General features: G+C 46.4%; 22 protein-coding genes and 1 pseudogene. 19 read left to right on the top strand and 4 right to left on the bottom strand.

What is annotated here, in order from left to right:
- Positions 1-153 precede the first annotated feature (153 nt).
- From rplS to BBC0178_RS11045, 8 genes are all read left to right on the top strand, one after another.
- Positions 154-615, top strand: a complete 462-nt coding sequence (gene rplS / locus BBC0178_RS11080; RefSeq protein ID WP_077973169.1) for a 50S ribosomal protein L19 — start codon at positions 154-156, stop codon at positions 613-615.
- Between the two features lie 207 nt (positions 616-822).
- The gene (gene leuC, locus BBC0178_RS11075) at positions 823-2,232 is read left to right on the top strand and encodes a 3-isopropylmalate dehydratase large subunit (protein WP_078040193.1); all 1,410 of its coding nucleotides are present in this window, start codon (positions 823-825) and stop codon (positions 2,230-2,232) included.
- Positions 2,233-2,338: 106 nt separating this feature from the next.
- Complete coding sequence (locus BBC0178_RS11070) at positions 2,339-2,806, top strand: GNAT family N-acetyltransferase (protein ID WP_077973670.1); 468 nt, start codon at positions 2,339-2,341, stop codon at positions 2,804-2,806.
- A 527-nt stretch (positions 2,807-3,333) separates the two neighbouring features.
- Positions 3,334-3,735 carry a succinate dehydrogenase, cytochrome b556 subunit gene (gene sdhC / locus BBC0178_RS11065; protein ID WP_077973165.1) on the top strand — a complete coding sequence of 134 codons (402 nt, stop codon included), beginning with the start codon at positions 3,334-3,336 and terminating at the stop codon, positions 3,733-3,735.
- Between the two features lie 19 nt (positions 3,736-3,754).
- Positions 3,755-4,141, top strand: coding sequence for a succinate dehydrogenase, hydrophobic membrane anchor protein (sdhD, locus tag BBC0178_RS11060; protein ID WP_078040192.1), 387 nt, complete (start codon positions 3,755-3,757; stop codon positions 4,139-4,141).
- 5 nt (positions 4,142-4,146) lie between these two features.
- Positions 4,147-5,991 (top strand): succinate dehydrogenase flavoprotein subunit, encoded by a 1,845-nt coding sequence (gene sdhA / locus BBC0178_RS11055; protein ID WP_078040191.1) that lies wholly within the window; start codon positions 4,147-4,149, stop codon positions 5,989-5,991.
- Between the two features lie 15 nt (positions 5,992-6,006).
- Complete coding sequence (locus BBC0178_RS11050; protein WP_077973159.1) at positions 6,007-6,786, top strand: succinate dehydrogenase iron-sulfur subunit; 780 nt, start codon at positions 6,007-6,009, stop codon at positions 6,784-6,786.
- Positions 6,787-7,256: 470 nt separating this feature from the next.
- Entirely contained in the window at positions 7,257-7,478 is a 222-nt protein-coding gene (locus tag BBC0178_RS11045; RefSeq protein ID WP_078040190.1) for a hypothetical protein, read from the top strand.
- Positions 7,479-7,930: 452 nt separating this feature from the next.
- On the opposite strand, the gene BBC0178_RS11040 is transcribed toward BBC0178_RS11045, so the two are convergent.
- On the bottom strand, positions 7,931-9,172 hold the full coding sequence (locus BBC0178_RS11040) for a ubiquinone biosynthesis hydroxylase (protein ID WP_078040189.1): 1,242 nt from the start codon (positions 9,170-9,172) through the stop codon (positions 7,931-7,933).
- A 106-nt stretch (positions 9,173-9,278) separates the two neighbouring features.
- Here BBC0178_RS11040 and BBC0178_RS11035 point away from each other — a divergent pair, with 106 nt between their 5' ends.
- From BBC0178_RS11035 to ybaK, 10 genes and pseudogenes are all read left to right on the top strand, one after another.
- Positions 9,279-10,151 carry an acyl-CoA thioesterase gene (locus BBC0178_RS11035; protein ID WP_078040188.1) on the top strand — a complete coding sequence of 291 codons (873 nt, stop codon included), beginning with the start codon at positions 9,279-9,281 and terminating at the stop codon, positions 10,149-10,151.
- 442 nt (positions 10,152-10,593) lie between these two features.
- Complete coding sequence (locus tag BBC0178_RS11030; RefSeq protein WP_077973154.1) at positions 10,594-10,932, top strand: P-II family nitrogen regulator; 339 nt, start codon at positions 10,594-10,596, stop codon at positions 10,930-10,932.
- Positions 10,933-11,251: 319 nt separating this feature from the next.
- Positions 11,252-12,421: an ammonium transporter gene (locus BBC0178_RS11025; RefSeq protein ID WP_225868021.1), complete on the top strand. Its 1,170-nt coding sequence runs from the start codon at positions 11,252-11,254 to the stop codon at positions 12,419-12,421.
- A 158-nt stretch (positions 12,422-12,579) separates the two neighbouring features.
- Entirely contained in the window at positions 12,580-15,027 is a 2,448-nt protein-coding gene (locus tag BBC0178_RS11020) for a DNA translocase FtsK (RefSeq protein ID WP_078040187.1), read from the top strand.
- A 132-nt stretch (positions 15,028-15,159) separates the two neighbouring features.
- The gene (locus BBC0178_RS11015) at positions 15,160-15,777 is read left to right on the top strand and encodes an outer-membrane lipoprotein carrier protein LolA (protein WP_370541268.1); all 618 of its coding nucleotides are present in this window, start codon (positions 15,160-15,162) and stop codon (positions 15,775-15,777) included.
- Positions 15,778-16,261: 484 nt separating this feature from the next.
- Positions 16,262-17,068: an exodeoxyribonuclease III gene (locus BBC0178_RS11010; RefSeq protein WP_078040186.1), complete on the top strand. Its 807-nt coding sequence runs from the start codon at positions 16,262-16,264 to the stop codon at positions 17,066-17,068.
- A 145-nt stretch (positions 17,069-17,213) separates the two neighbouring features.
- Positions 17,214-18,704, top strand: a complete 1,491-nt coding sequence (locus BBC0178_RS11005) for an efflux transporter outer membrane subunit (protein WP_078040185.1) — start codon at positions 17,214-17,216, stop codon at positions 18,702-18,704.
- Positions 18,701-19,900 carry an efflux RND transporter periplasmic adaptor subunit gene (locus BBC0178_RS11000; protein WP_078040184.1) on the top strand — a complete coding sequence of 400 codons (1,200 nt, stop codon included), beginning with the start codon at positions 18,701-18,703 and terminating at the stop codon, positions 19,898-19,900. Before BBC0178_RS11005 ends, BBC0178_RS11000 begins: the two co-directional genes overlap by 4 nt.
- A 3-nt stretch (positions 19,901-19,903) precedes the next feature.
- A pseudogene (locus tag BBC0178_RS10995) lies at positions 19,904-21,882 on the top strand (MacB family efflux pump subunit).
- A 55-nt stretch (positions 21,883-21,937) separates the two neighbouring features.
- The gene (ybaK, locus tag BBC0178_RS10990) at positions 21,938-22,411 is read left to right on the top strand and encodes a Cys-tRNA(Pro) deacylase (protein ID WP_077973137.1); all 474 of its coding nucleotides are present in this window, start codon (positions 21,938-21,940) and stop codon (positions 22,409-22,411) included.
- 91 nt (positions 22,412-22,502) lie between these two features.
- On the opposite strand, the gene BBC0178_RS10985 is transcribed toward ybaK, so the two are convergent.
- The 3 genes from BBC0178_RS10985 to ftsE are packed head-to-tail and all read right to left on the bottom strand — an operon-like array spanning position 22,503 to position 24,803.
- Positions 22,503-23,174 (bottom strand): YdcF family protein, encoded by a 672-nt coding sequence (locus BBC0178_RS10985; protein WP_077973136.1) that lies wholly within the window; start codon positions 23,172-23,174, stop codon positions 22,503-22,505.
- Between the two features lie 2 nt (positions 23,175-23,176).
- The gene (locus BBC0178_RS10980) at positions 23,177-24,151 is read right to left on the bottom strand and encodes a cell division protein FtsX (protein ID WP_078040183.1); all 975 of its coding nucleotides are present in this window, start codon (positions 24,149-24,151) and stop codon (positions 23,177-23,179) included.
- Positions 24,144-24,803, bottom strand: a complete 660-nt coding sequence (ftsE, locus tag BBC0178_RS10975) for a cell division ATP-binding protein FtsE (RefSeq protein WP_077973134.1) — start codon at positions 24,801-24,803, stop codon at positions 24,144-24,146. The genes BBC0178_RS10980 and ftsE overlap by 8 nt, the downstream gene beginning before the upstream one ends.
- 237 nt (positions 24,804-25,040) lie before the next feature.
- Here ftsE and hpt point away from each other — a divergent pair, with 237 nt between their 5' ends.
- Positions 25,041-25,577 (top strand): hypoxanthine phosphoribosyltransferase, encoded by a 537-nt coding sequence (gene hpt / locus BBC0178_RS10970; protein ID WP_078040468.1) that lies wholly within the window; start codon positions 25,041-25,043, stop codon positions 25,575-25,577.
- The last annotated feature ends 52 nt before the right edge of the window (positions 25,578-25,629 follow it).

Below are 25,629 nucleotides of genomic sequence, written 5' to 3'. Positions count from 1 at the left end.
GCAAACCACGTTTTCAGATGGTACGTCATCTGCATCCGGAAATTAATGGATGGTGAACCCGCTCCTGCCGCAAGGCATAGCCGAAGGAACAAGGTTTCGAGGGCAAGAGTCGAGCGCTCTGACTGTTCGAGAAGAACATGAAGGATTGATGAGATGAATATTATACAACAGCTCGACGCCGAGCAGCGCGCAAAAATTGAAGAAAAGCGCAAACTCCCTGCCTTTCAGGCCGGTGATACACTTCGCGTTTCGGTTCGTGTGACTGAAGGTACACGTACCCGTGTTCAAGCTTATGAAGGTGTTTGCATTGCCCGTTCGGGCGGTGGCCTTAACGAGACATTCACCGTTCGTAAAATTTCCTATGGCGAGGGTGTAGAACGCGTATTTCCGGTTTATTCACCACTTGTCGAGGGCGTTGAAGTCGTTCGTCGTGGTAATGTGCGTCGTGCCAAACTCTATTATTTGCGTGGCCTTACCGGTAAAGCTGCCCGCATTTCCGAGAAAAGAGACTACCGCAAGAAGGCTGTTGATGTTCCAAGCACCGGTGTGGCTGAAACTGTCACTGTTGAAACAGTGGCTGCACCGCTACCGGAAGCTGAACAGAAATCAGAATAAAAGCCGATTGGTTTTATTTGAGATAAAAGCGGCTTTTAAGCCGCTTTTTTATTGCATCGGTTTCTTTATGGAATTTGATGCGGGCTTTGCAAAATCGTCCGATCGTTCTTATCTCATGTCATGTTGATTGACTTTTGGAACAATCGCCGAATAATGGCCGATTTGAAAGTTGAAAACGCTTAATTTTTAATATTCAAGGACAAAAAAATGAGTGCCCCGCGTACACTTTATGACAAGATTTTTGAAGATCATATTGTAGACCGTCAGGAAGACGGTACTTGCCTACTCTATATTGATCGTCATCTTGTTCATGAAGTGACCAGCCCTCAAGCTTTTGAAGGTTTGCGTATCGCTCATCGTCCTGTGCGCCATCCGGAAAAAACATTGGCAGTTGTCGATCATAATATTCCGACATCTCCCGATCGTGCAAAAGGTATCAAGAACGAGCAAAGCCGGACACAGGTCGAGGCTTTGGCAAAAAATACCTCCGAATTCGGAATCGAATATTTTAACCAGAACGATAAACGTCAGGGTATTGTCCATATTATAGGACCCGAGCAAGGCTTTACTCTGCCCGGCATGACCATTGTGTGTGGCGATAGCCATACCTCGACACATGGCGCTTTCGGTGCTCTTGCCCATGGTATCGGAACGTCCGAGGTCGAACATGTTCTGGCGACCCAGACACTGATCCAGAAAAAATCGAAAAATATGCTGGTTCAGGTCAATGGTAGTCTGCCAAAAGGCGTGACGGCAAAAGATCTTGTGCTGGCCATTATCGGAAAAATCGGCACAGCCGGCGGAACCGGCCATGTGATTGAATTTGCCGGTGAAGCAATTCGTGGCCTTTCTATGGAAGGTCGCATGACTGTCTGCAATATGTCGATTGAAGCAGGTGCACGAGCCGGAATGATTGCACCGGATGAAACCACTTTTGACTATATCAGAAGTCGTCCGCGCGCGCCGAAAGGTGAAATGCTGGAAAAAGCAATTGCCTATTGGAAAACACTGAAATCGGATGAAGGGGCACATTACGATACTGTCGTCACACTTGATGCGAGCGAGCTTGTGCCATCGGTTACGTGGGGATCATCGCCGGAAGATGTCGTGCCGGTTACCGGCGTTGTGCCCGATCCGGAAGACATTGACGATGAAACCAAACGCGCATCCAAAATGCGGGCGCTCGAATATATGGGGCTGAAGGCCGGAACCAAAATGACGGATATCAAGATTGATCGGGTCTTCATCGGTTCTTGCACCAATGGACGTATTGAAGACATGAGAGCCGCGGCTGCAATGGTTAAAGGCAAAAAGGTTGCACCCACCGTTTCGGCAATGGTCGTACCAGGCTCGGGTCTCGTTAAAGAGCAGGCAGAAAAAGAAGGGCTTGATAAAATCTTCAAGGAAGCCGGTTTTGATTGGCGGGAGCCCGGATGCTCCATGTGTCTTGCGATGAATGATGACAGGCTGGAGCCGGGAGAACGCTGTGCTTCAACGTCCAATCGTAATTTCGAGAGCAGGCAGGGCTATAAAGGGCGCACGCATCTGGTGTCACCTGCTATGGCTGCGGCGGCTGCAATTGCCGGTCATTTTGTCGATGTCAGAGATTGGAAATAGGAACTGCGGCAAATTGTATTTCCTGAAGCAAGAACTCTTTACGTTTTGATCCGGTCACTTTAAACATAGATCAAGTGAAAAACCCACCAAAGGGAGTTCGGGTATGATGACGACTAATAAAGAAGACCGGCATGATGTGGCAATCAGCCTTTTACATTTGAAGGATGCACGTTTACTTGCTCCTCTTCTTGCAAGTTATACCCAGGCGTTGAAACGGGGTGCACCGCGTCGGCCCGACGAGTATTACGCCGAGCAACTGCTACAGGACCGTACGGCCGAAGTACTTGGCGCTCACGTCAACGGTGAACTCGTCGGATTTGTCATTTTTTATGATCATCCCGAACCGGTTTCCGGATTGCGTGCAGGGCAGGTAGATCATATTCATGTGCATCATGAGTATCAGGGTAAGGGCATCGCCAAAGCTATGATCGATCTTCTTTGTGATAAAGCCGAGGAGCGTGGCTGGACAAAGTTGATTTTGAATGCTCCCCGTATTCCCGAGGACGGGCGCAAACTTTATGAGCAAATTGCCGTTAAAGGGGACTGGACCGGCTATATTATACGGTTCGACTGAAATGGCTGAAGCTCGTTTGCTCCTATAGCTTAATTATTCAAAATAAAACCAGGAAAACCGTTTTGTCTGAAAATGCAAAACGGTTTTCTGCTATTCGAGCAATATTTGAGTAAATATGGGCGGTAACCGAGAATCAGTTTATGTGCCTACCGTCGCTTCTAAGGCCTCACAAAAGGAAAAATATGATTGATTTTATCATGTTTTTAAACGATTAAAACGCGATTTGTAATAAAAACTCTACCCAATCCCAATGATTTGATGACAAGAATATGCTTTACTGCTTTGACGTGGAGCAAAATCCGCATTAGAAGAATAATGTTCTTTAGTTTTGACTATGGAGCATTCGGTTGTTTTTGGGTGTGACCTTTAATCCGCCAACTGAAATGGCCGGCCTGTAGCATTGGATGAAAAATATTGTTCCGGTGCATTGAAAGTTATTTCCAACCTGTTTGCAAAGCAAAACAGACGGGAGGAATGGCGGGGGTGGTTATTCCATAACCGCAGTCAAAACCAGGTCAGGAAAGCCTATGACAGATACGACAACAACAAAACCGCGTCCTATTTCACCGCATGTCAGCATTTATCGCTGGCCGATTACGATGGCGATGTCTATCGCCCACCGTATTACGGGAGGTGCTCTCTATGTCGGGACCTTGTTCCTTGCAGCATGGTTGATGGCAGTAGCTTCCGGTGGTGGGGCATTTGAAGCAGTGAACGGTTTGTTCAATTCATTTATCGGGCGCTGCATTCTGTTTCTATATACATTGGCTCTTGTCCATCACCTTGTTGGCGGTGTGCGGCATTTTTTCTGGGATACAAGAACGTATCTCCTTGAAAAACATTGCGCGACCAAAACGGCTTGGGCAACAGTCTTTATTTCCATTATCGTGACGCTTCTTATCTGGATCGTCGGTTATTGCGTTCGTTAATGGCAGGGAGAAGATATTCATGAAAAAAGATTTCAGAACAGAACTTGGAAAAGTTCGGGGCTGGGGAGCTGCCCATACAGGAACGAGCCATTTTTGGGCGCAACGTATGACAGCACTTGCCAATGTCCCGTTATTTATCTTTTTCATCGTGCTTGTTGTCTCCCTTGTTGGCAAGGATTATGCGACGGTGCATGCAACATTGGCAAATCCGATTGTAGCCGTTGTGATGGCTTTGATGGTTCTTTCCGGTGTCTATCACATGAAACTCGGGATGCAGGTCATTTTGGAAGATTATTTTCCGAATGAAGCAACACGCATCTTGATGTTGGCACTCAATACGTTCTTTTGTTACATTATTGGTGCGGGTCTGCTTCTTGCCCTTCTAAAAATTACATTGGGAGGTTGATCTCTATGGTCACCACTTCTTCAACTAGTTCCACAACAAAAAGTGGAAAAGCCTACCATTTTGTTGATCACAAATTTGACGTCGTCATTATTGGTGCCGGTGGTTCGGGGCTACGTGCAACATTGGGAATGGCCGAACAGGGGTTAAAAACCGCCTGTATTACCAAGGTTTTCCCGACACGTTCTCATACCGTGGCAGCACAAGGTGGTATTGCAGCATCTCTATCCAATATGGGGCCGGATAATTGGCAGTGGCATATGTATGACACGATCAAAGGGTCCGACTGGCTAGGCGATATGGATGCCATGGAATATCTGGTGCGCAATGCACCGGCGGCCGTCTATGAGCTTGAACATTATGGTGTTCCGTTTTCGCGTACCGAAGACGGTAAAATCTATCAGCGCCCGTTTGGCGGACATACAACAGATTTCGGAGCCGGTCCGCCCGTTCAGCGTACATGTGCTGCTGCCGACCGTACAGGTCACGCTATTTTGCACACACTTTATGGCCAAAGCCTGAAGCATAATGCGCAATTCTTTGTCGAATATTATGCGCTTGACCTCATTATGACCGATGGCGTTTGCACAGGTGTTGTAGCCTGGAATCTTGATGATGGCAGTATTCACCGTTTTTCGGCAAAAATGGTTGTGCTGGCGACAGGTGGTTATGGCCGTGCCTATTTCTCGGCAACATCTGCCCACACCTGTACAGGTGATGGCGGTGGTATGATTTCCCGTGCGGGTCTACCGTTGCAGGATATGGAATTTGTCCAATTCCATCCGACCGGTATCTATGGTTCGGGATGCCTGATCACCGAAGGTGCACGTGGCGAAGGTGGCTATCTCATCAATTCGGAAGGCGAGCGTTTCATGGAACGCTATGCTCCCTCGTTCAAGGATCTTGCTTCGCGTGATGTTGTTTCGCGTTGTATGACGATTGAAATCAGGGAAGGACGCGGTGTTGGTCCTAAAAAAGATCACATCTATCTGGTCTTGAGCCACATTGATCCTGCCATTTTGCATGAGCGTCTACCGGGTATTTCCGAATCAGCCCGCATTTTTGCCGGTGTTGATGTCACGAAAGATCCGATACCGGTTATTCCGACGGTTCACTATAATATGGGCGGCATACCGACCAATTATTTTGGCGAGGTATTAAACCCGACAGATGATGAACCCGATCGTGTTCAACCAGGCTTGATGGCCGTCGGTGAAGCAGGGTGCGCATCTGTGCACGGTGCCAACCGTCTCGGTTCGAACTCGTTGATTGATCTTGTAGTGTTTGGTCGCGCGGCGGCTATCCGGGCTGGCGAAGTTATTGATCGCAAGTCGGAAATTCCGCCAATAAACGAACAGGCAGTCGAGAAGATCATGGATCGGTTCGATCGTATCCGTTATGCCAATGGAGCCAAGCCGACAGCCGAGTTGCGTGAAAAGATGCAACGCGCCATGCAGGAAGATGCGGCGGTTTTCCGTACGGAAGAAACGCTTCAGCAAGGTTGCAAACGCATTTCGGAAATCTGGAATGAATTGCCGGATGTGAAGGTAACCGATCGCTCACTCATCTGGAATTCCGATCTGATGGAAACATTGGAGTTGGAAAACCTGATGGCCAATGCGATTTCGACGGTTTATTCGGCTGAAGCCCGTCATGAAAGCCGTGGTGCTCATGCACGTGAGGACTACCCTGAGCGTGACGACAAAAACTGGCGTAAGCATACGGTTTCGCGCTTGTCTGAAGATGGGAAAGTTTCACTATCCTATCGTGGTGTCCACCTCAACCCGTTAACCAAAGAGGAAGACGGTGGCATTTCGCTCAAGAAAATTGCGCCTAAGAAGCGCGTTTACTAAGGGGAGATACTGATAATGGTTCATATGACGCTTCCCAAGAATTCGCAAATCAAGCCGGGTAAGGTTTGGCCAAAGCCTGCTGATACGTCGAAACTGACCGAGTTCCACATTTACCGCTGGTCGCCCGATGACGACCAGAACCCGCGTCTCGACACCTATTATGTCGATCGTAATTCTTGCGGTCCTATGATTCTTGATGGCCTCTTATACATCAAGAATCACGTTGATCCGACTTTGACATTGCGGCGTTCCTGTCGTGAAGGTATTTGTGGCTCTTGTGCCATGAATATTGACGGGTCCAACACCCTTGCCTGTATTACAGGCATGGATGACGTTAAACATCCGATCAAGATTTATCCTTTGCCATCAATGCCGGTGGTAAAAGATCTGGTTCCTGATCTCAACCGGTTCTATGCTCAACACCGCTCGATCGAGCCGTGGTTGCATACAGTTTCACCTGAACCGCAGAAAGAATGGCTACAAAGCCATGAAGACCGCCAGAAACTGGACGGACTTTATGAATGCATTCTTTGCGCATGTTGCCAGACATCTTGCCCGAGCTATTGGTGGAATGGTGATCGCTATCTGGGACCGGCTGTATTGTTGCAGGCCTATCGCTGGATTGCCGATTCGCGTGATGAAGCCAAGGGTGAACGTCTTGATAATCTGGAAGATCCGTTCCGGCTCTATCGTTGCCACACAATCATGAATTGTGCGCAAACATGCCCGAAGGGGTTGAACCCTGCAAAGGCTATTGCCGAAATCAAGAAATTGATGATTGAACGGCGCGTTTAACGACTAGGGTCAAGTCTATTTCATTTAAAAGCCGCGTGAATTTTCACGCGGCTTTTTTAATTTATCCTCGACATTTGCGGGTGTTCTTGAAACACGACAAGGTCGTAAAAATACAGAGCTTCATAAAAATACAAGGGGTACGACTGCAAAAACAACGATGTTTAGAGGTGAAAGGTCGAAACCTGCGAAAGGCTTTTATGTCTATTGCCTAACCGGCAAGAGACTATGTTTTTCAGGATGCCCATAATATTGGCTAAACACTTTATATCGGCTAAACGCTTTAGGAACTTTGTCACATCGTGACTATCTAAAATTTGCCACGCTTCCACCAATTTTTTGAGTGCCGACTGAATTGTATTTCTTCAAAAGGAAATGGGCGCGTCGCAATCCATATGATCAAGCATAATTTTTATTTCCATTCCCGAGGCTTCATTTAACTCTTAGGGATAATTTTTATTGAACGATTGAGAATGATTTTTATTGAACGGTTGGAGATGTTTTTTGTTGTTTTGCCGAGCGGGATAAGTGGAACTATCCATGTTGATGAAGTTTCGCTCATTTTTATCCAACCCGCTTCAAGGCTTTTTTCTTCGGATACAATTTTCCAAGTGGTCAACGGGCTGACTTTATTATGCCGGATGATGATGGAATTTTATGTTCCGTTTTCAATGGCTTTTGCAGTCCTGATTTGAAAACAGTAAAAATCCTTGAATTTTAAAAAGCTTAAAATCCGGAATAAACATAATCCGGTTTCTTGGCTTAAAAAAACCGGACGGCACTTTATTCTGTGCCAAAGGGCATGGGGTTCATAATTGTTGAATTGCAAGATCTAGTCTTTGCCAGTTGCTTGACTGATGTGGTCTTGACGAAATTACAAAAAGCGGGCCGGAAAGGAGAACAAGGGAATGACCGGTGAAATAAAAGCGGGGAAGGCATAGTTTAAAAAGCGGGAAAGTCGTCATGCGAAAAGTGCAAAGCGCGAATTGACCGGCCGCCAACGCTCTCCAATCCGGTTTTTGAATTATTGAGAACCCGAATTACTCATTTTGTTATCAGACCCGATTTGAGGGTTACTCGCTTGGTACGGGTCTGATTGTTGGACTTCTCTTTCAAGGAATTTGCTTTTCCTTGATTAAGCTCTTTCTCAGAGTGCTTCGCCTAAAAGAAGTTTGGGAGAACCGTCAGTAATTCCGGCCGCTTCCTGAATGAAATAATTCTTCATTTTTGGCATCCGTTCAACGAGGCCAAGACCGACATCGCGCAATAAACGGATTGGCGAAATGTCATTGGAAAACAGTCTGTTAAGCACATCTGTTGTTATCCCCATGCGCACCGTCTCGAATCTGCGCCAAGCCTGATAGCGTTCGAGCCCGACAATGGAACCTATATCAAGGCCAAGGCGAGCCGTTTCGACGATAATTTGTGCAAGTGCCGCAACATCCCTAAACCCGAGATTCAATCCCTGCCCTGAAATCGGATGAATGCCATGGGCCGCGTCTCCTGCAAGTGCGAAACGCGGTTTGACAAAACTTCTCGCCAAAGTGAGGCCGAAGGGGAAAGCACGTTTTTCTCCCACCACTTTCAACGCACCAAGATGATGTCCGAAACGAAGCTCGAGTTCGGATTCAAAAACAATATCATCGGCAGCCATCAGGCGTTCGGCGTCTTTATTGCGTTCGTTCCAGACAAGCGATGAACGGTTGCCTTTAAGCGGCAAAATGGCAAAAGGTCCCGCAGGCAGAAAATGTTCCTCCGCACGTCCATTATGCGGGCGCTCATGCTCGACAGTACAAACAATACCCATTTGCCCATAAGGCCAATAAATTGTTTTGATATCGGCAATGTCACGAAGCTTCGAGCGCACACCATCGGCAGCGACAAGAAGTCGGGCCTGCAATGTCTCACCATTGCTCAATTCTATATGCATCTCGTTACCGTTATTGGTAAAATTATTAACGCTCAAAGCTTCTAAAACAGGTATTTCCAATTCTTCCGCACGACGGTGAAGCGAGGCGTTCAGATATTTGTTTTCCACCATATAGGCAAAAGGTTCTCCGGGAGCGACGTCGCCATCAAAGGTGAGGAAAACCGGTCTTACCGGATCACTATTGCGTGAGTCGGTAATGATCATGTCATTGATTGGTTGTGAGAGTGGCTCGATTTCATCCCAACATTGAAGTTGTCTCAGCATACGAATGGCAGCCGCAGCAATTGCCGATGCACGCGGATCGGTTTTCCAACTATCCTTCGGGGCTGCATCAATCACAGCAATCTTGAGGGACGGCACAGCCTGTTTAATCGCAACGGCGAGTGAAAGACCGACATAGGCACCTCCTGCAATGACGAGATCCAGAACTTTATGGGGGTGGATTGCCGAAGAAGACATAGAGCTTCCTTTCGTAAGTATTGATGAGCGGGATGGTTGTTGACAATCATCTGCTTTCCTGTTTCACCTAATCGGTTTCGTTCAACTATCCAAGTGAATATGGCTCATGACCGATCGACTTCAACATCTATTATCCATACTGGATTTAGAAAAAATAGACCAGAATTTGTTTCGTGGTCAAAGCGGAAATTCGCATTGGCAGCGTGTTTTTGGCGGTCACGTTATTGCGCAGGCCTTGGTTGCTGCCCATCGCAGTGTTGCACCGGACAGATTTATCCATTCTCTTCATGCCTATTTTATCCGTCCCGGGGATCCTGATCATCCGATTATTTATGAAGTCGAACCACTTCGCGACGGAAGAAGCTTTTCTGTGCGGCGGGTTGTTGCCAAGCAGAATGGCGTTGCTATTCTTTCTTTTTCATCATCCTTTCAGGTTGATGAACCGGGGCTTGATTACCAGCGCCCGATGCCGAAAAATTTGCCCGAGCCCGAGACATTGTCCAGTGAACAGGCAATAGACAAAGCGATTCTCGAATCTGCACCTGATAATATTCGTGATTACTGGAACGAGCAGCGTCCGTTTTTGATTCGCCCTGTCGATCTTGATGACTATCTCAATCGCGACAAACACCGGCCGGTACAACGCTGTTGGTTCAAACTGAATGGTAAAGTCGCTCCTACCAGAAGCCTGAATTCAGCTCTTCTTGCCTATCTTTCAGACATGACCTTGCTTGATACATCGCTGATTGTGCATGGATTATCCGTTTTGACTCCCGGTCTCATTCCTGCAAGCCTTGATCATTCTATGTGGTTTCATCGTCCGTTCAGTCTCGACGACTGGATGCTCTATGACATTGAAAGTCCCAACACTCATGGCGCACGTGGATTTAGTCAGGGATATATCTACACGCGCGACGGAACATTGATTGCAAGTGTGGCTCAGGAAGGCCTCATCAGGCTAGTCAGCCCGAAACCATAAAACTATAAAGCAATGATTGGATATAATATATTTTATTCAGCCAAAACGGATTTATTTAATTGATTAATAATAAAAAGTAAGCATTTTTTTATAAAATAACTTTTTTAAAAATTACATTATAATTTAAATATATTTCTATAAACAAAATAAATTATAAAATAAATTAATATTATACATATAAATTATTATTATGTGAAACGAAATTGTAAGGACAATGGATAGACCGGAAGCGGTGTCATAACCTTATCAATTTCAACCAATTTATTATCAAGCTAGCGACAGACAAACTTCTTGCAGACTCCTTGTCCGGTTTGTTCCCCTTCCAGAAGCGAAATTTTTTCAATGTTTGGTGCCAATTGGCATGAAGCTTGAATGGCTTTCTGTGTTGTTGAAATTTTTAAATCCTTTTTTGGTCAACATAAATCGAGGAGTTGTAGGAGACATGAAGTTTATTTCCGCAATTATAAAGCCATTCAAATTGGATGATGTGAAAGATGCTCTTCTAAATATCGGCATAGATGGCCTTACCATTACCGAAGTCAAAGGATATGGGCGTCAGAAAGGGCATACCGAAATCTATCGCGGTGCAGAATATGCCATTAGTTTTTTGCCTAAAATAAAAATTGAAGTCGCGGTTCCAACCGATCAACTTGATCGGGTACTGGAAGTCGTGACCGAGGCCGCGCGCACCGGACAAATTGGCGATGGTAAAATATTCGTCTGGTCTCTTGATAGAACCTTGCGGATAAGAACCGGCGAAACCGACGAAAATGCGCTTTAGAAAATTGTCTGCCAAAGGCAGAATGCCCAAAAAACAGGCAAATAGTAAAAATGGTTATCATATAAGCGTTTTTTATTGAGCTATATCGCGGGGCAAAGCAGTTGGCATGAAACTTGTTAGGTAAGTAAACGAGTGAACGTAAAGCGCGTTCTTTTCCAAATGGAGAGGTTTGATGGCGAGTTTGAAAAAATTGATTCCTGTGGCTATTGGGGCGTTTGCATTAATGGGGACGACTGCAGGCTATGCGCAGGAGGTAGAAACAGTCACCGAAGTCGTTAACGAAATTCCGGCTAAAATAGATTCTGGTGATACTGCATGGATGCTCGTTTCGACGGCATTTGTTTTGCTCATGACGATACCGGGGCTTGCCCTTTTTTACGGTGGCATGGTGCGTAAGAAAAATGTTCTGGCAACAATGATGCAAAGCTTTGCAATTTGCTGTCTTATCAGCGTTATCTGGTTTGTTGCGGGCTATTCTTTCGCGTTTTCCGGAAAAAATCCGTATTATGGCGATTTTTCATTGTTGTTTTTAAAAGGCATATCTATTGATGATCTGAATGGTACATTTCCTACCTATCTTTGGGTTACGTTCCAGATGGCCTTTGCCATTATTACACCGGCACTTATTACCGGTGCATTTGCCGAACGTATGAAGTTTTCTGCAATGTTGTGGTTTATGGGATTGTGGTCGCTTCTTGTTTATGCACCTATTTGCCATTGGGTCTGGGGCGGCGGCTTTCTTGGACAAGATGGTGTCCTCGACTTTGCTGGCGGGACGGTCATTCATGTCAATGCCGGTGTCGCCGGTTTGATTACTGCTCTTGTTCTTGGCAAACGGCAGGGTTATCGCACCGTTAATATGGCTCCGCATAATCTTACTCTTTCGATGATCGGTGCTTCGCTATTGTGGATCGGCTGGTTCGGTTTCAATGCCGGTTCTGCCGGTGCTGCAAACAAAGTTGCAGCTGTTGCAATGTTGAACACGCAAATTGCTACCGCTGCTGGTGCTTTGTGCTGGATGATTGCCGAATGGGCAGTATCCAAAAAGCCGTCGGTTCTCGGCATTATTTCGGGTGCTGTTGCCGGCCTTGTGGCCATTACTCCGGCAGCAGGTTTTGTCGAGCCATCAGGCGCAATCATAATCGGCATCATCGCCGGACCGGTTTGCTATTTTGCTTCCGTTTTTGTCAAACGTGCATTGGGGTATGACGATTCGCTTGATGCGTTCGGCGTCCATGGCGTAGGCGGTATTATTGGTGCACTTTTGACCGGTTATTTTGCTTCCGATATTTTCTTTTCCGATCCGGAAGCTTATGCAAAAGTTTCTGTACTCAATCAGGGCTTTGGTCTTATTGTCGCCATTATATACACTGCGGTTGTCACAACCATCATTCTTTATGTTGTCAAGGCCGTCATTGGTTTACGCCCGACAAAACAGCAAGAAATTGAAGGACTCGACATTTCCTTGCACGGGGAAACAGTCCAGTAGATTTTCAGTAGCATAAAAAAATGAAAGCCCGTTTTCCACAAAACGGGCTTTTTATTTTTCAGGCTTTTTTTTATTGGTTAATAACCCGTTAACTCTCTGGCTTTATAGTCGATCATAAAAAATCTCTTTCGACTATTATCGGGTTTTCAGGTTAGGTTATGCGTCAGGATTCATCCCCTTATGATTTGACAACAGATGGTGCTTATCAAAGCCCGCATCTGGTGGAGATGTTTTCCCGACAACTTGGCTCGTTTGTCGGTATCGGCATATTGGTATTGATAGGCCTTGCCGCCGCCGCCTTGGCAACATGGAATGTTGCAGATCCGTGCCTGAGTTATGCCAATAATAATCCGGTTACAAATATCATGGGGTGGCCGGGAGCCGTCTTTGCAGATATTGCCATGCAATTTTTCGGGCTTGCCAGTGTCGCGGCTCTTCTTCCTCCTTTCTTTTGGTCGGTTCTTCTGATTGCCCAAAAAGATATAGGAAGACCATTACACCGGCTTTTCTTCTGGCTAATTTCGGCATTCTGTTTTTCAGGTCTTATCGCGCTGGTGCCGCCTTTCGCGCATTGGCCCATGCCAATCGGACTTGGTGGTGTTTTTGGCGATAAAATTCTGAATTTTGCCAATCTTTTTCTTGGATCTGTACCGGCGGTGGTTTCAACATCAATCATTGCTGCCATTTTAGGACCCTTGGCATTTTGGACCGCCGCCATAGCAGGGGGCGTTGTCGGGCGCCGTAGCCCCAAGAAAAAAGCAAATTCCAGACGTAAAGCGGAAAACCGTATGGGAACAGAGGAAGATGACGGTCCGGCACGCGCATCTTTGATGGTTACTGTTCTTGGCGGAACAATGCATCTTTTCTATTTGTTGAGAGCAGAAATCGGCCGCTTTTTTCATCGCAAGGAACCGATGTTTCCTCCGGTCCCGAATTTTGAAGGGACGAATGCGCTCTATCATGAACGGGTCGAACCCGAATTTTCAACGCCTTCAGACACTGCACCGGATGAAATGCCATGGGCCGAACCGGAACAGGAAACTGTCCTTCCAAGAGAAACAGCAAGCAAAGCGAAGTCGCGGCTTGCCGATGGATTCGAGTTACCCAGTGTCGACTTTCTGGCCGAACCGAAGCCTATCGAAAAAAGTGATCTTCTCACTCCCGAAGCTTTGAAAGAAAGAGCAGGCCAGTTAGAGAGTGTATTGGAAGATTTTGGCGTCAAAGGGCAGATTATCAATGCGCGTTCGGGACCGGTTGTAACGCTTTACGAGTTCGAGCCTGCACCGGGTATAAAATCCTCGCGTGTTATCGGATTGGCAGATGATATTGCCCGTTCGATGAGTGCTATTTCATCTCGTGTCGCTGTTGTTCCGGGGCGTAATGTTATCGGCATTGAACTGCCCAACCCGAAACGCCAGATTGTCTATCTTCGTGAAATTATCGCGACCCAGGACTTCTATAAGAATAAAGCCAAACTCGGACTTGCTCTCGGCAAGACAATAGGTGGCGAGGCCGTCATTGCCGATCTTGCGAAAATGCCGCATCTGCTTGTCGCGGGTACAACAGGTTCGGGTAAATCGGTTGCAATCAATACCATGATTCTTTCACTCCTTTACCGGATGACACCGGAACAATGCCGGATGATCATGGTCGATCCGAAAATGCTGGAATTGTCTGTTTATGATGGAATTCCCCATCTTTTAACACCGGTTGTTACCGACCCTAAAAAAGCCGTTGTTGCGTTGAAATGGGCAGTTCGCGAAATGGAAGAACGCTACCGTAAAATGGCGAAAGTCGGCGTCAGGAATATTGACGGTTTTAATGAACGGGTAAAAGAAGCCGAACGTAAAGGTGAACAGCTTTCAAGAACTGTTCAAACCGGTTTTGATCATGAAACCGGCGAGCCGATCTACGAGACCGAAACTCTTGATCTGACAACGATGCCTTATATCGTCGTCATTATTGATGAAATGGCGGATTTGATGATGGTTGCCGGAAAAGATATCGAGGGAGCTGTCCAACGTTTGGCACAAATGGCTCGTGCTGCCGGTATCCACGTAATTATGGCAACGCAACGTCCGTCTGTCGATGTGATTACCGGTACAATCAAGGCGAATTTCCCGACTCGTATTTCATTTCAGGTAACTTCCAAAATTGATAGCCGTACTATTCTCGGAGAACAGGGTGCCGAACATTTGTTGGGGCAGGGCGACATGCTTTTCATGATGGGGGGTGGCCGTATCCAGCGTGTTCACGGACCGTTTGTCGGAGATGAAGAGGTTGAACAGATTGTCCAGCATCTCAAGAGTCAGGGTGTTCCGGACTATCTTGATGCCGTCACACAAGAAAATGATGATGAAGGTGATAATGACATTTCAGGTGGCTCCAGCCATTTTGAAGATTCGCAAGACCCTTATGATCAGGCGGTTGCCGTTGTCCTGCGGGATCGCCGCGTTTCAACCTCCTACATTCAACGTCGGCTCGGTATCGGCTATAATCGTGCTGCAACGATTGTTGAACGGATGGAAGAAGAAGGTTTGATAAGCCCTGCCAATCACGCGGGAAAGCGTGAAATTCTTGTTCCCGAAGAAGGCGAAAATTTTTAAAGACTGAATTTCATGTCATTGTCGGATCGCTGCTTTCGGGGCGCGTTCTGTCACAGTGATGCCACAGGTTACTGCAAAGATGAATGCAGGAGATTATGAATGACAAAGAAATGTGCACCCGCTTTCAAAATTATGTTTGCCGCTTTTGCTTTTGCAACTTCCGGTGTGACGGCATCGACAATGATACTTCCTCCGGCTTTTGCCCAGAATACCAATTTGGCAGCTCATGCACAGGATATTGCCAATCATTTTGCTGCAATACAGACAATGACGGGTGATTTCATCCAGTTCAGCCCGAAAGGTGAAATGACCGAAGGAACGTTTTACCTTGAAAGACCGGGTAAAATCCGTTTCAGTTATAAAAATTCACCGGTACGCGTCATTACAGATGGCAAATCTGTTGCGATCAACAATCGCAAACTTGACACTTGGGATCTATACCAATTGTCGCAGACGCCCATGAAAATGTTGCTGGATACAAAAATTGATCTTTCGGACGGTAAGCTTCTAAACGTCAGTCAGGATCAAGGGTCAACGACAATTGTTCTTGCCGATAAAACATTGGGTAAAGGTCAAATTCGTATGATTTTTGATTCCAAGACTTACGAACTTTTGCAATGGACCATTGTCGACAAACAAAATCTCGAGACCACTGTGCAGATTACCAATGTTCGCACTGGTGTGAGATTTGCAAAAGGAATGTTCGATATTCCCTACCAGCGTATTTCGATGAAACGGAATGGCAATTGATGTTTGCCAAATTATTCCGATACTGAATAGAGCTTCGTTTTTATATATTCAAACCGGAAATCTTGTATTTAACGGCTTGTTAAAGTTCTATTTTCTTTTATATACAATTTATCATATCGAATTTTAAATAGATTTATAATATTTGTTCTTATGGTTATACGAATTTATTGATTTTAAAATCGGTTTATATTGATATTTCTCTCATTAAGAACGTATTTTTACATTTTATAAAAGACACGATCGGTTTTGATAAACATTCGCAAACGACAGAACTGTCTTTCGGGATTGTTATTGATCGTCGACAGTTCGGAAGGAAAACAGGTGCTTTTTAACAGATCAGGTTTTGCGAAAGTGTGCGTTTCATTGATTTCATTCCTGATTGAAATGAGGACATCAGTGTACCGGTGTTGCTAAAACTGGATTTTCTCCGTTTTTGCGCTTAAAGAACCGGTAACCGCATATTTTCAATCAAGGTTAAAGTTTGATGAGTTTTTCAGTTGCAACGTGGAATATCAATTCGGTTCGTTTACGTTTACCTCTTATTCTTAAAGTTATAGAAAAAGAAAAACCGGATATTTTGTGTTTGCAGGAAACCAAATGTCCTGATGATAAATTTCCGTATAAAGCTTTGCGTGCGGCAGGCTATGAACATATCGCTGTTCACGGACAAAAAGGTTATCACGGTGTGGCAACCTTATCGTTGCGGCCTTTTGAAAATGTTGAAAAAATGGAATTTTGCAACAAGCATGATTGCCGGCATATTGCTGTAACAGTCAAAGCTGGCGATAAACATATCCGAATTCACAATTTCTATGTTCCCGCCGGCGGGGATGAGCCGGACCCCGAAATCAATCCGAAATTTCGTCATAAACTCGATTTTCTGGAAGAAATGAAAGCCGTCAAAGCCGATATGGGCGACGGGCTTTCAAGCATTCTCGTGGGCGACCTCAATATTGCTCCTTATGAAAATGATGTCTGGTCGCATAAACAACTTTTGAAAATTGTCAGCCATACGCCGATAGAGACAAAAACATTGATTGATCTTTGTTCGCAAGGTGGTTGGGTTGATCTTATGCGCAAGAAAATTCCCGAACCGGAAAAAATTTTCACATGGTGGAGCTATCGGGCCAAAGATTGGGCCTCGTCCAACCGTGGACGCAGGCTCGATCATATCTGGTCATCGCCGGATCTTGTACCACATATGCAGGAAATGGAAATTTTGACCGAGGCAAGAGGAATGGAAAAACCGTCTGATCATGTTCCCGTCATCATGCATTTTGACCTTGCATAACAAAAAGTGAAATTCGTTGTTATTGATCTATTGCTTTTGACAAAACATGAACAAAATTTCACGAGATTTTCGCTTCTGTTTATGAAATAAGAAGCAAAATTAAAACCTTTGCCGTTTTATAATTTTTGATCGGAGCAGGAAAATAATGCAGAAAGGCTGTTTCAAAACTGTCGGCCGATCAACTTTTTCCTTGATTGCACTGACTTCAGTTTTGATGCTTTCGGGCTGCCTCGTCGGCCCCGATTATCAAAAGCCGATTTTCAAGCTCGATTCCAAATGGAGCGGCTCTTCACATGAAACACCGTCAACACCGCCGGAACTTGCAAACTGGTGGCAAAGACTGAATGATCCCTTGCTTGATAAACTGGTGTCTGACGCGATTGCTGGTAACAATGATGTCCAGTCGGCAAAAGCCAGGGTGCGTGAAGCAAGAGCAACTTTGTGGCAGACAACCGGAACATTATTACCAAGTATCGACGGCTCTGCTTCGGCCAACCGGAATAAATCGGCAGGCGGGCCCGAGCGCAGCCAATATCGTGGTGGGCTCGATTCAAGTTGGGAGATTGATCTTTTCGGTGCCAACCGGCGGGCAGTCGAAGCTGCAAAATACGGTCTTGATGGCGCCAAAGAAGATATGCGCGCAACAATGCTGACCTTGATTGGAGATGTTGCAACCAATTATGCGGAAATACGCGGGCTACAACAGCAGATAGCGCTGGCTCAACGCACCGCAATTGCGCAACGGCGCACCGCACAATTGACCAAAGACAAATTTGCCGCCGGTGCGGTTTCCCAGCTTGATGTATCCAATGCCGAAGGTCAGGCTGCCACCACGGAAGCCGGCATTCCACAAATGCAGGCCAATCTCGCAACAACAATCCACCGTTTGTCTGTTTTAACCGGCCAAAGCCCGACCGCTCTTAATGATATCATGGCAAAAACAGGTAAAATTCCTGAACCGAAATGGCCGATACCGGCGGGCGTTCCTGCCGATATTCTGCTGACACGTCCGGATGTTCGTCTGGCAGAACGCCAATATGCGCAAGCCACCGCCCGCATCGGCCAGAAAGAAGCCGACCGTTATCCGTCTTTGACGCTAACAGGCAATATTTCCACCTCTGCAACCCAGCCGGGTGAACTTGGAAAAAGTTCTTCAATAAGTTGGTCGGCCGGTCCTGGTTTAAGTATACCGATTTTTGAAGGTGGCCAGAGAATGGCTGCTGTCGAGGTAGCCCGTGCCCAGCGTGACCAATCTTTTATCAATTATCGAAGCAGCGTGTTGACGGCATTGGAAGATGTCGAAAATGCACTTGTGTCGATGAGCAAAGAAAGACAGCGTTCGGCAAAACTTGCCATTGCTGCCAATTCCTATGCCAAAGCACTGAGCCTGTCGCGTTCGCTTTATCAAAGCGGCAATACCAGTTTTCTTGAACTGTTGAATGCAGAACGTTCCCATTATTCATCCGAACAGTCACTGATTGAAAGTCAGGTTTCGATTACCAAGGACTATATTTCACTCATGAAAGCTTTGGGTGGCGGTTGGAATGGCGCGGTAGACGACACAAAACCGGAAATTGTCGACGGCTATACAGGGCCGCACATCAGAAAAGTTGAAACAGAGAGCAAAACGCGATGAAAGCAAAAAAAACAGTCGTTATCATCATTGCTGTGATTGCACTGATCGTGCTTTTGATATTTGTCCACTCGGCGTTTTTTTCGACGACTGCGCCAACCTATATGACGTCGAAGGTCAAAAGGGGCGATATTGAAGTCAGCGTTCTTGCAAACGGCACAATCAAACCACACCGGCTGGTGGCTGTTGGTGCGCGCGCAACGGGTCGTATCGTTTCGATGAAAGTAAAGCCCGGAAGCATTGTCAAGCAAGGTGATTTGCTTGCCGAAATCGACCCGACAACCCAGACAAACGATTTGAAAAGCAAGGAAGCAGCTCTTGCCAATTATCGTGGAAAACTTGCCGAGCAGGAAGCACAACTTGTTCTTGCCAAACAGAATATGACCCGCCAGCAAACGATGATCTCTTCGCATGCTGTTTCCAAAGCCGATTTCGATGATGCCGATGCGCAAGTCAAAATCCGTGCGGCACAAATCGACCAGTTGAAAGCCCAGATTGTGCAGGCGGAAGTTGATGTCGAGACAGCCAAAGTCAATCTCGGTTATACGCGTGTAACGGCGCCGTCCGATGGTACAGTTCTTGCCACGGTTGTTCAGGAAGGGCAGAACGTTAACGCCGTACAGTCGGCACCGACGATTGTTATTCTCGGCGATTTGTCGATGATGACTGTTCGTGCCGAAATATCCGAAGCGGATGTTATCAATGTCAAACCCGGTCAGGACCTTTATTTCAATGTTTTAGGCAACCGTACGCGGCGCTATGAAAGCCGGTTGGAAAAAATCGAACCGGCACCTGAATCCATCCGTAATGATATCAGCTTCAATTCATCCTCGACGGCTTCTTCGAGCTCGTCGACTTCACAGGCCATTTATTATAATGGCACATTCAATGTGCCGAATGATGATGGCGTTTTGCGCACTTATATGACAGCGGAAGTCCATATTATTCTGGGACGCGCTCAAAAAGTGCTGCTTATACCGAGTGATGCGTTGAACGATGTTTCCGGCACACGAGCAGTGGTCAATGTTCTTGATCAAAACGGCAAGCTTGAAGCCCGCAACATTGAAACCGGATTGAATAATAAAGTTATGGTCGAAGTTGTTTCCGGACTTAAAGAAGGTGAAACCGTTGTAACCGGTGTCAGCAACGGCACAATGCCTTCGACCACCGGAAGCCGTCATCGTGTGGGGCCGTTCTGATCGATGGAAAACACTCACAAAGATGCGGTCATTGTTCTTGAAGATGTCGTACGTGAATTTCCGGCAGGTGAAAGTAAAGTACGGGTCCTGAAAGGTATCAATCTGACTATCCGACGTGGAGAAATGGTGGCCATTGTCGGCGCGTCGGGGTCGGGAAAATCGACATTGATGAATATTCTCGGCTGTCTCGATCGGCCGAGTTCGGGAAGTTACAAAGTTTCCGGTAAAGAAACCTCGCAACTTTCCGCTGATGAACTTTCGTCTCTTCGTCGTGATCATTTCGGGTTCATTTTCCAGCGCTATCACTTGCTCGGTGAGTTGACAGCGCTTGATAATGTTGAAATTCCGGCAATTTATGCGGGACGTTCTCCACACGAAAGAGAAAGGCGTGCAGCCGCGCTTTTACAACGTCTTGGCATGGGCGAGCGCATCACCCATCGTCCGGGACAACTTTCCGGTGGTCAACAGCAACGTGTTTCGATTGCGCGTGCATTGATGAATAATGGCGAGGTTATCCTTGCCGACGAGCCGACGGGAGCACTTGATAGTCATAGCGGTGAAGAAGTCTTGCGCATTCTGGAGGAAATCCACGCAGAAGGGCGCACAATCATTATCGTAACGCACGATATGTCGGTCGCAAAAAAAGCCGAACGGATTATCGAAATCAGCGACGGGGAAATTTTGTCGGATAAACCCAACCGCCCGACAGAAGTAGCCACCGGTCATGCCGACGAAGTAGCAACAGAAGTCGTGAGCAACAAAAAAATCGGACTGTTGAGATCATTTCTTGACCGCTTCCATGAGGCTTTCCGTATGGCTTTGTTGTCAATGAATGCGCATCGTATGCGCACATTTTTGACCATGCTTGGTGTTATTATCGGTATTGCTGCCGTGGTTTCCATGGTTGCTTTGGGAAATGGTACGCAAAAACAGATTCTTGAAAACATCAATAGTCTGGGAAGCAATACCTTGAATATCTTTGCCGGAAAGAGCTTTGCCGATATGCGATCGGGCAAGGTTACGACATTGGTCGATTCCGATGCGACAGCACTTTCCGAACAACCTTATGCCGATGCTGTAACACCGACTGTCACGACATCATCTACTGTCCGCTACGGGTCGATCGAATCGAATGTGACGGTTTATGGTGTAAGCGACCAATATTTCAAAGCACAAGGCGCAAAACTGGTTGAGGGACGATTATTCGATTCCGAAAGTGTGCTTTCACGGGCAACCGATCTCGTGGTTGAAAAACAGGCTGTGCCAACGCTTTTTCCCGATAGTCACGAAAGTCCGATCGGACAGGTGGTTCTGGTTGGAAAAGTTCCCACCCGTATTGTTGGTGTCATAGAGTTGCAACAAATGGGACCGCCTTCCGATACTTTGCAACTTTATTTGCCATATACAACTGTGCAGACACGCTTTCTCGGCAACAAGACCGTACGCTCCATTACATTGAAAGTTGCCGACAATGTCGATTCCCGTTTGGCCGAGGCTGCGGTTAAACGCTTTCTCATTATGCGGCATGGCACAGAAGACTTTTTCATTCGCAATTCCGAAGAATTTCGTGAACAGGTTATTGCAAGCACGCAAGTTCTGACATTGCTGGTTGCCTCCATTGCGTTGATTTCGCTTCTGGTGGGGGCATAGGTGTGATGAATATCATGTTAGTTACCGTATCCGAGCGAATCAATGAAATTGGTGTGCGGATGGCTGTGGGCGCACGTCAGAGTGACATTCTCCAGCAATTTCTGATAGAATCTGTCCTTGTTTGTTTGATCGGCGGTGCCTTGGGTATTTTGCTCGGTCTTTCTGTCGGGTGGATTTTTGCCGTGAGCGGCGCACCGTTTAAACTTGTTTACTCGATGGGTTCAATTATTATAGCTTTTGTTTTTTCCACGCTTATCGGCATCGGCTTCGGTTTTCTGCCTGCACGCAATGCCTCTAAACTTGACCCTGTTGCCGCTTTATCGCGCGACTAGCCGCATCGATTTGAATTGACGCGTTGATAAATATTGAATTTGAAGGAAGTCTAAAGTGTCAAAAACCACTCCGGCAACCGCCTTTCTTGATCATAACCATATCGAATACGAGTTTATCACCTATCACTATGACCCGCATGCTGATCGTGTCGGCCTGCAGGCAGCAGAAGCTGTCGGGGCTGATCCGGAAACAGTTTTCAAAACATTGATGGTCAGCGTTGACGGTAAACCCCATGTTGCGGTTTTGCCATCCGATCAGGAAGCCAATATGAAAAAACTCGCCGCCGCTTTTGGTGGAAAACATGCCGAAATGTTAAGCGTCGAAGAAGCCGAAAAACTAACGGGCTACAAGGTGGGTGGTATCTCGCCTTTCGGACAAAGACGGCATTTACCAACAATTTTCGAAAAAACAGCTGAATTGTTTGATAAAATCTATATCAATGGCGGTGGACGCGGTTTTCAGGTCAAGATGCATTCGAAAGATGCCATTGCTGTTCTTTCGGCCAAAGTTGCCGATTTCAAGCGCTGAACACTCAAAACCGATTGTCATTCCGTTATCATTTTGCCAATTATCGAACATGTGGCTTTGAAAGAACCGGTTTAAAAAAATTGCGTCTTTATCAGAAATAGGCTCTAAGCTCCGCACCGATGAATTTGATATATTCGCTTGCAAGCAATCTCAATTCGCCTAATTGACGGAGCAGGCTTTGTTCTCCTGTTCCGTCGCTAATCGGATAGGCGATGAAGTCTATCTCAGGCATCAAGCGGTTCAATTCGCGTAACGAACGCGGCATATGATAATCGTTGGTGACGATATAGACCTTTTGATAGTGATTTTTTCTTATCCAGTCGGTCGCCTCTTCGGCGTTTCCGATTGTATTGACAGCTTCGTGCCCGAGATCCACACAACACTCGAATAATTGCGGGTCACTATGGGTCACACGTATTAAGGCCTGACTATTGGTGGATGGATTGACACCGCTGATCAACAGTCGTTTGCCAAGTCCTTTGCCGAGCAGATCAAGACCGGCTTCCATCCGGCTTTCACCGCCAGTCAGCACAATAATTGCGTCAGCGACCGGAAGCGGATCCGGTGGGGCGAGGCGCGATATTTTTTCACTGAAATAGAAAAAACCGCTGCCGAACAGAATAATGCAGACGAGAATAAAAATACTGACCGGCGGCAGATGTTTGAAAAAACGCCTTTTCCAACGCAATAATCTGATCTGGCGAAGCTTTTTCCGCTTCTGCACTGGATCTGCCAATTGCGCATATAAGGTGTATTCGCTCATCGTTAAAATAACTCGCTTTCGCTACGGTCAATAGATTTTAACTGGCTTAAAATGGTGAGGCGGCTGGTCATCATTGTCAGTAAAGAGACGAAGCTCACAAGAATAAATATCTTGATATAACTCGACAGGCCAAGACTGAAATGGCCGAACAAGGCCGATGTCTGGTCGCCGCCAGGTGTACCGGAAACAAAGCCTGACCAGAATGAAAAAGCAATAAAGACGATAATGGCGGAGAGGCCGCCGTAACAAGCTCCTTTGAAACCGGTCTTGAAAAAATGCAAGTCGAACTGACGGGCGATAAAGCTTGATTCCGCACCGATGAAATGCAGCACTTCGACAATGTGCTGATTGGCTGAAAGGGCGCTGCGTGTTGCAAATATAATCGTAAGGGTCAATGCCGAAATGACAAGAGCCAATATGACCAGTCCGATAATAATGGTTGCATGTGCCATTGTGACGAGCCGGCTGATTGCGTTGCGATGATCGTCAAAACTTCCTCCGGGTATTTGTGTTGCAATGGCATCGCTTATCATACCGAAATCGACCGGAACGGAATCATCAAGTGTCACGGCAATAAGACGCGGAATGGGAAGGTCGTTCAATTCCAGTCCGGTTCCAAGCCACGGTTCGAGAAGACGTTCTGTTTGGGTGCGGTCGACGATTTCGGCAGATTTTACACCCCGAAAGCTTTTGGCGAGTTCTACGGCATATTTTAAAGTTTTTTCTATATCAAGGCCATCAGTCGGACGGATTTGAATAGTGGCTTCTCTTGAAACCTGATTTTCCCAATTATGCGCCGAATGACCGATAAGATCCACGCCGCCAATAGCCAGAGATGCGAGAAACGTCATGATCGCAATCACAACGACCAAGGCTTGTCCCGAAACATCACCCGCAGGAACAATCGATGTTTGAGCGGTTGGGCTTTTCCGGAACCAGAATTTTTTGAGCGGTTCAGTTGAGGAAAGCTTAGTCATAAAGTTCCAGCCTTCCATCGTTAAGAATCATGCGACGGGCATCAACCTGCTCCATCAGATTGACATCGTGGGTTGCAATAATCACAGCAGTTCCCGAACGGTTAAGCTCGATAAAAAGCCGCAATAGTCTGCGTGCAAGGACGGGGTCGACATTACCGGTCGGTTCATCTGCCAATAAAATTTCGGGCTGGTCAATCAAAGCACGGGCAATCGCGGCGCGTTGTTTTTCTCCGCCGGATAGAACAGGAGGCAATACGTCCATGCGTTCACCAAGTCCTACCCATTGCAGAAGCTCTTCTACTTCGGCCCGGTAGGTTGCTTCTTCACGCCCCCTCACACGTAAGGGAAGTGAAACATTTTCATATGTTGTCATGTGATCAAGCAGGCGGAAATCCTGAAAAACAATGCCAATTCTCTGACGCAATTTCGGCATGTCCTGACGTTTTAAAAGGGCGGTATCATGACCGAATATATTAATAAGGCCGCGCGTCGGTTTTAATGCGAGAAACATCAACCGCAACAATGTTGTTTTGCCGGCACCCGAAGGACCCGTCAAAAACTGGAATGATCCGTGCGGAATATAAAAGCTTATATCACGGAGGACTTCCGGCCCCATGCCATAACGCAAGCCTACATTTTCAAAACGAATCACTGTTAATTTACCTATTCTAACCGCAGAAATTTTATCCGGTTTTGCCCTGTTAGCCGCTACTGTCCTTCAGAGGCATTCATTGCCAACTCCTGAAAGGTACCTTGACCAGGTGACCCAATTTTTCCTATCCTTGATGAATATGGTTAAGTCGCGGTTAAAATTTGGCGGTGACAATTGCTTTCTTAACGCGATTGTCTGTGTTAGGCCACGGCCATAAAATTTTATATGGATAATAATATGCCCTTGATAGATGGAAAGTCGATTGATGTTCTGTTTTCGGAACAAGACATTGCCAAACGCAATCGTATAATGGCAACTGAAATTGCAGCTAAAAAGCCGCAAAATTTGCTGGTTTTACCGATTTTGAAAGGGTCTTTTATCTTTGCAGCAGATCTTATCAGAGAACTTCATCGCGCCGGTGTCAGCTCGACTGTCGAATTCATAACAATTTCAAGCTATGGCGCTGGTCAGGAGAGCGGAGAGATCAGACTCCTTCATGATTTTGATAGCGATATTACGGGGCGCGACATTCTTTTAATAGACGATATTCTGGAATCGGGAAAGACACTGAAATTTGTTCGCGATCTTTTGAAAACGCGTGGAGCCGGACGCATTTTTATCGCAGCCCTCCTTGATAAGGCGATGCGCCGTCAGGCTGACATTGAAGCGGATTTCGTCGGTTTTTCCTGTCCTGATCAATTTGTTGTGGGTTACGGAATGGATGCGGGCCACGCATTCCGCCAGCTTCCTTTCGTCGGTGTCATTCATAAATAAATGCATAAAATTTCATAACACCGGATAATCTTTCCGGTAACCATCATAATGA

It is taken from the genome of Ditibartonella apihabitans (assembly GCF_002007485.1).
Lineage (GTDB): Bacteria > Pseudomonadota > Alphaproteobacteria > Rhizobiales > Rhizobiaceae > Bartonella > Bartonella apihabitans.
This window is presented reverse-complemented; position numbering and strand designations above follow the sequence as displayed.

Coding starts and splice junctions, on each gene's coding strand:
- sdhC (WP_077973165.1), top strand. CDS start 3,334: ATGACAGATACGACAACAACAAAACCGCGTCCTATTTCACCGCATGTC.
- hpt (WP_078040468.1), top strand. CDS start 25,041: ATGCCCTTGATAGATGGAAAGTCGATTGATGTTCTGTTTTCGGAACAA.
- BBC0178_RS11010 (WP_078040186.1), top strand. CDS start 16,262: ATGAGTTTTTCAGTTGCAACGTGGAATATCAATTCGGTTCGTTTACGT.
- BBC0178_RS11035 (WP_078040188.1), top strand. CDS start 9,279: ATGACCGATCGACTTCAACATCTATTATCCATACTGGATTTAGAAAAA.
- BBC0178_RS11025 (WP_225868021.1), top strand. CDS start 11,252: ATGCTCGTTTCGACGGCATTTGTTTTGCTCATGACGATACCGGGGCTT.
- BBC0178_RS11030 (WP_077973154.1), top strand. CDS start 10,594: ATGAAGTTTATTTCCGCAATTATAAAGCCATTCAAATTGGATGATGTG.
- BBC0178_RS11050 (WP_077973159.1), top strand. CDS start 6,007: ATGGTTCATATGACGCTTCCCAAGAATTCGCAAATCAAGCCGGGTAAG.
- rplS (WP_077973169.1), top strand. CDS start 154: ATGAATATTATACAACAGCTCGACGCCGAGCAGCGCGCAAAAATTGAA.
- BBC0178_RS11040 (WP_078040189.1), bottom strand. CDS start 9,172: ATGTCTTCTTCGGCAATCCACCCCCATAAAGTTCTGGATCTCGTCATT.
- BBC0178_RS11000 (WP_078040184.1), top strand. CDS start 18,701: ATGAAAGCAAAAAAAACAGTCGTTATCATCATTGCTGTGATTGCACTG.
- BBC0178_RS11015 (WP_370541268.1), top strand. CDS start 15,160: ATGTTTGCCGCTTTTGCTTTTGCAACTTCCGGTGTGACGGCATCGACA.
- leuC (WP_078040193.1), top strand. CDS start 823: ATGAGTGCCCCGCGTACACTTTATGACAAGATTTTTGAAGATCATATT.
- BBC0178_RS10985 (WP_077973136.1), bottom strand. CDS start 23,174: ATGAGCGAATACACCTTATATGCGCAATTGGCAGATCCAGTGCAGAAG.
- BBC0178_RS11045 (WP_078040190.1), top strand. CDS start 7,257: ATGATTTTTATTGAACGGTTGGAGATGTTTTTTGTTGTTTTGCCGAGC.
- BBC0178_RS11005 (WP_078040185.1), top strand. CDS start 17,214: ATGCAGAAAGGCTGTTTCAAAACTGTCGGCCGATCAACTTTTTCCTTG.
- sdhA (WP_078040191.1), top strand. CDS start 4,147: ATGGTCACCACTTCTTCAACTAGTTCCACAACAAAAAGTGGAAAAGCC.
- BBC0178_RS11070 (WP_077973670.1), top strand. CDS start 2,339: ATGACGACTAATAAAGAAGACCGGCATGATGTGGCAATCAGCCTTTTA.
- sdhD (WP_078040192.1), top strand. CDS start 3,755: ATGAAAAAAGATTTCAGAACAGAACTTGGAAAAGTTCGGGGCTGGGGA.
- BBC0178_RS11020 (WP_078040187.1), top strand. CDS start 12,580: ATGCGTCAGGATTCATCCCCTTATGATTTGACAACAGATGGTGCTTAT.
- BBC0178_RS10980 (WP_078040183.1), bottom strand. CDS start 24,151: ATGACTAAGCTTTCCTCAACTGAACCGCTCAAAAAATTCTGGTTCCGG.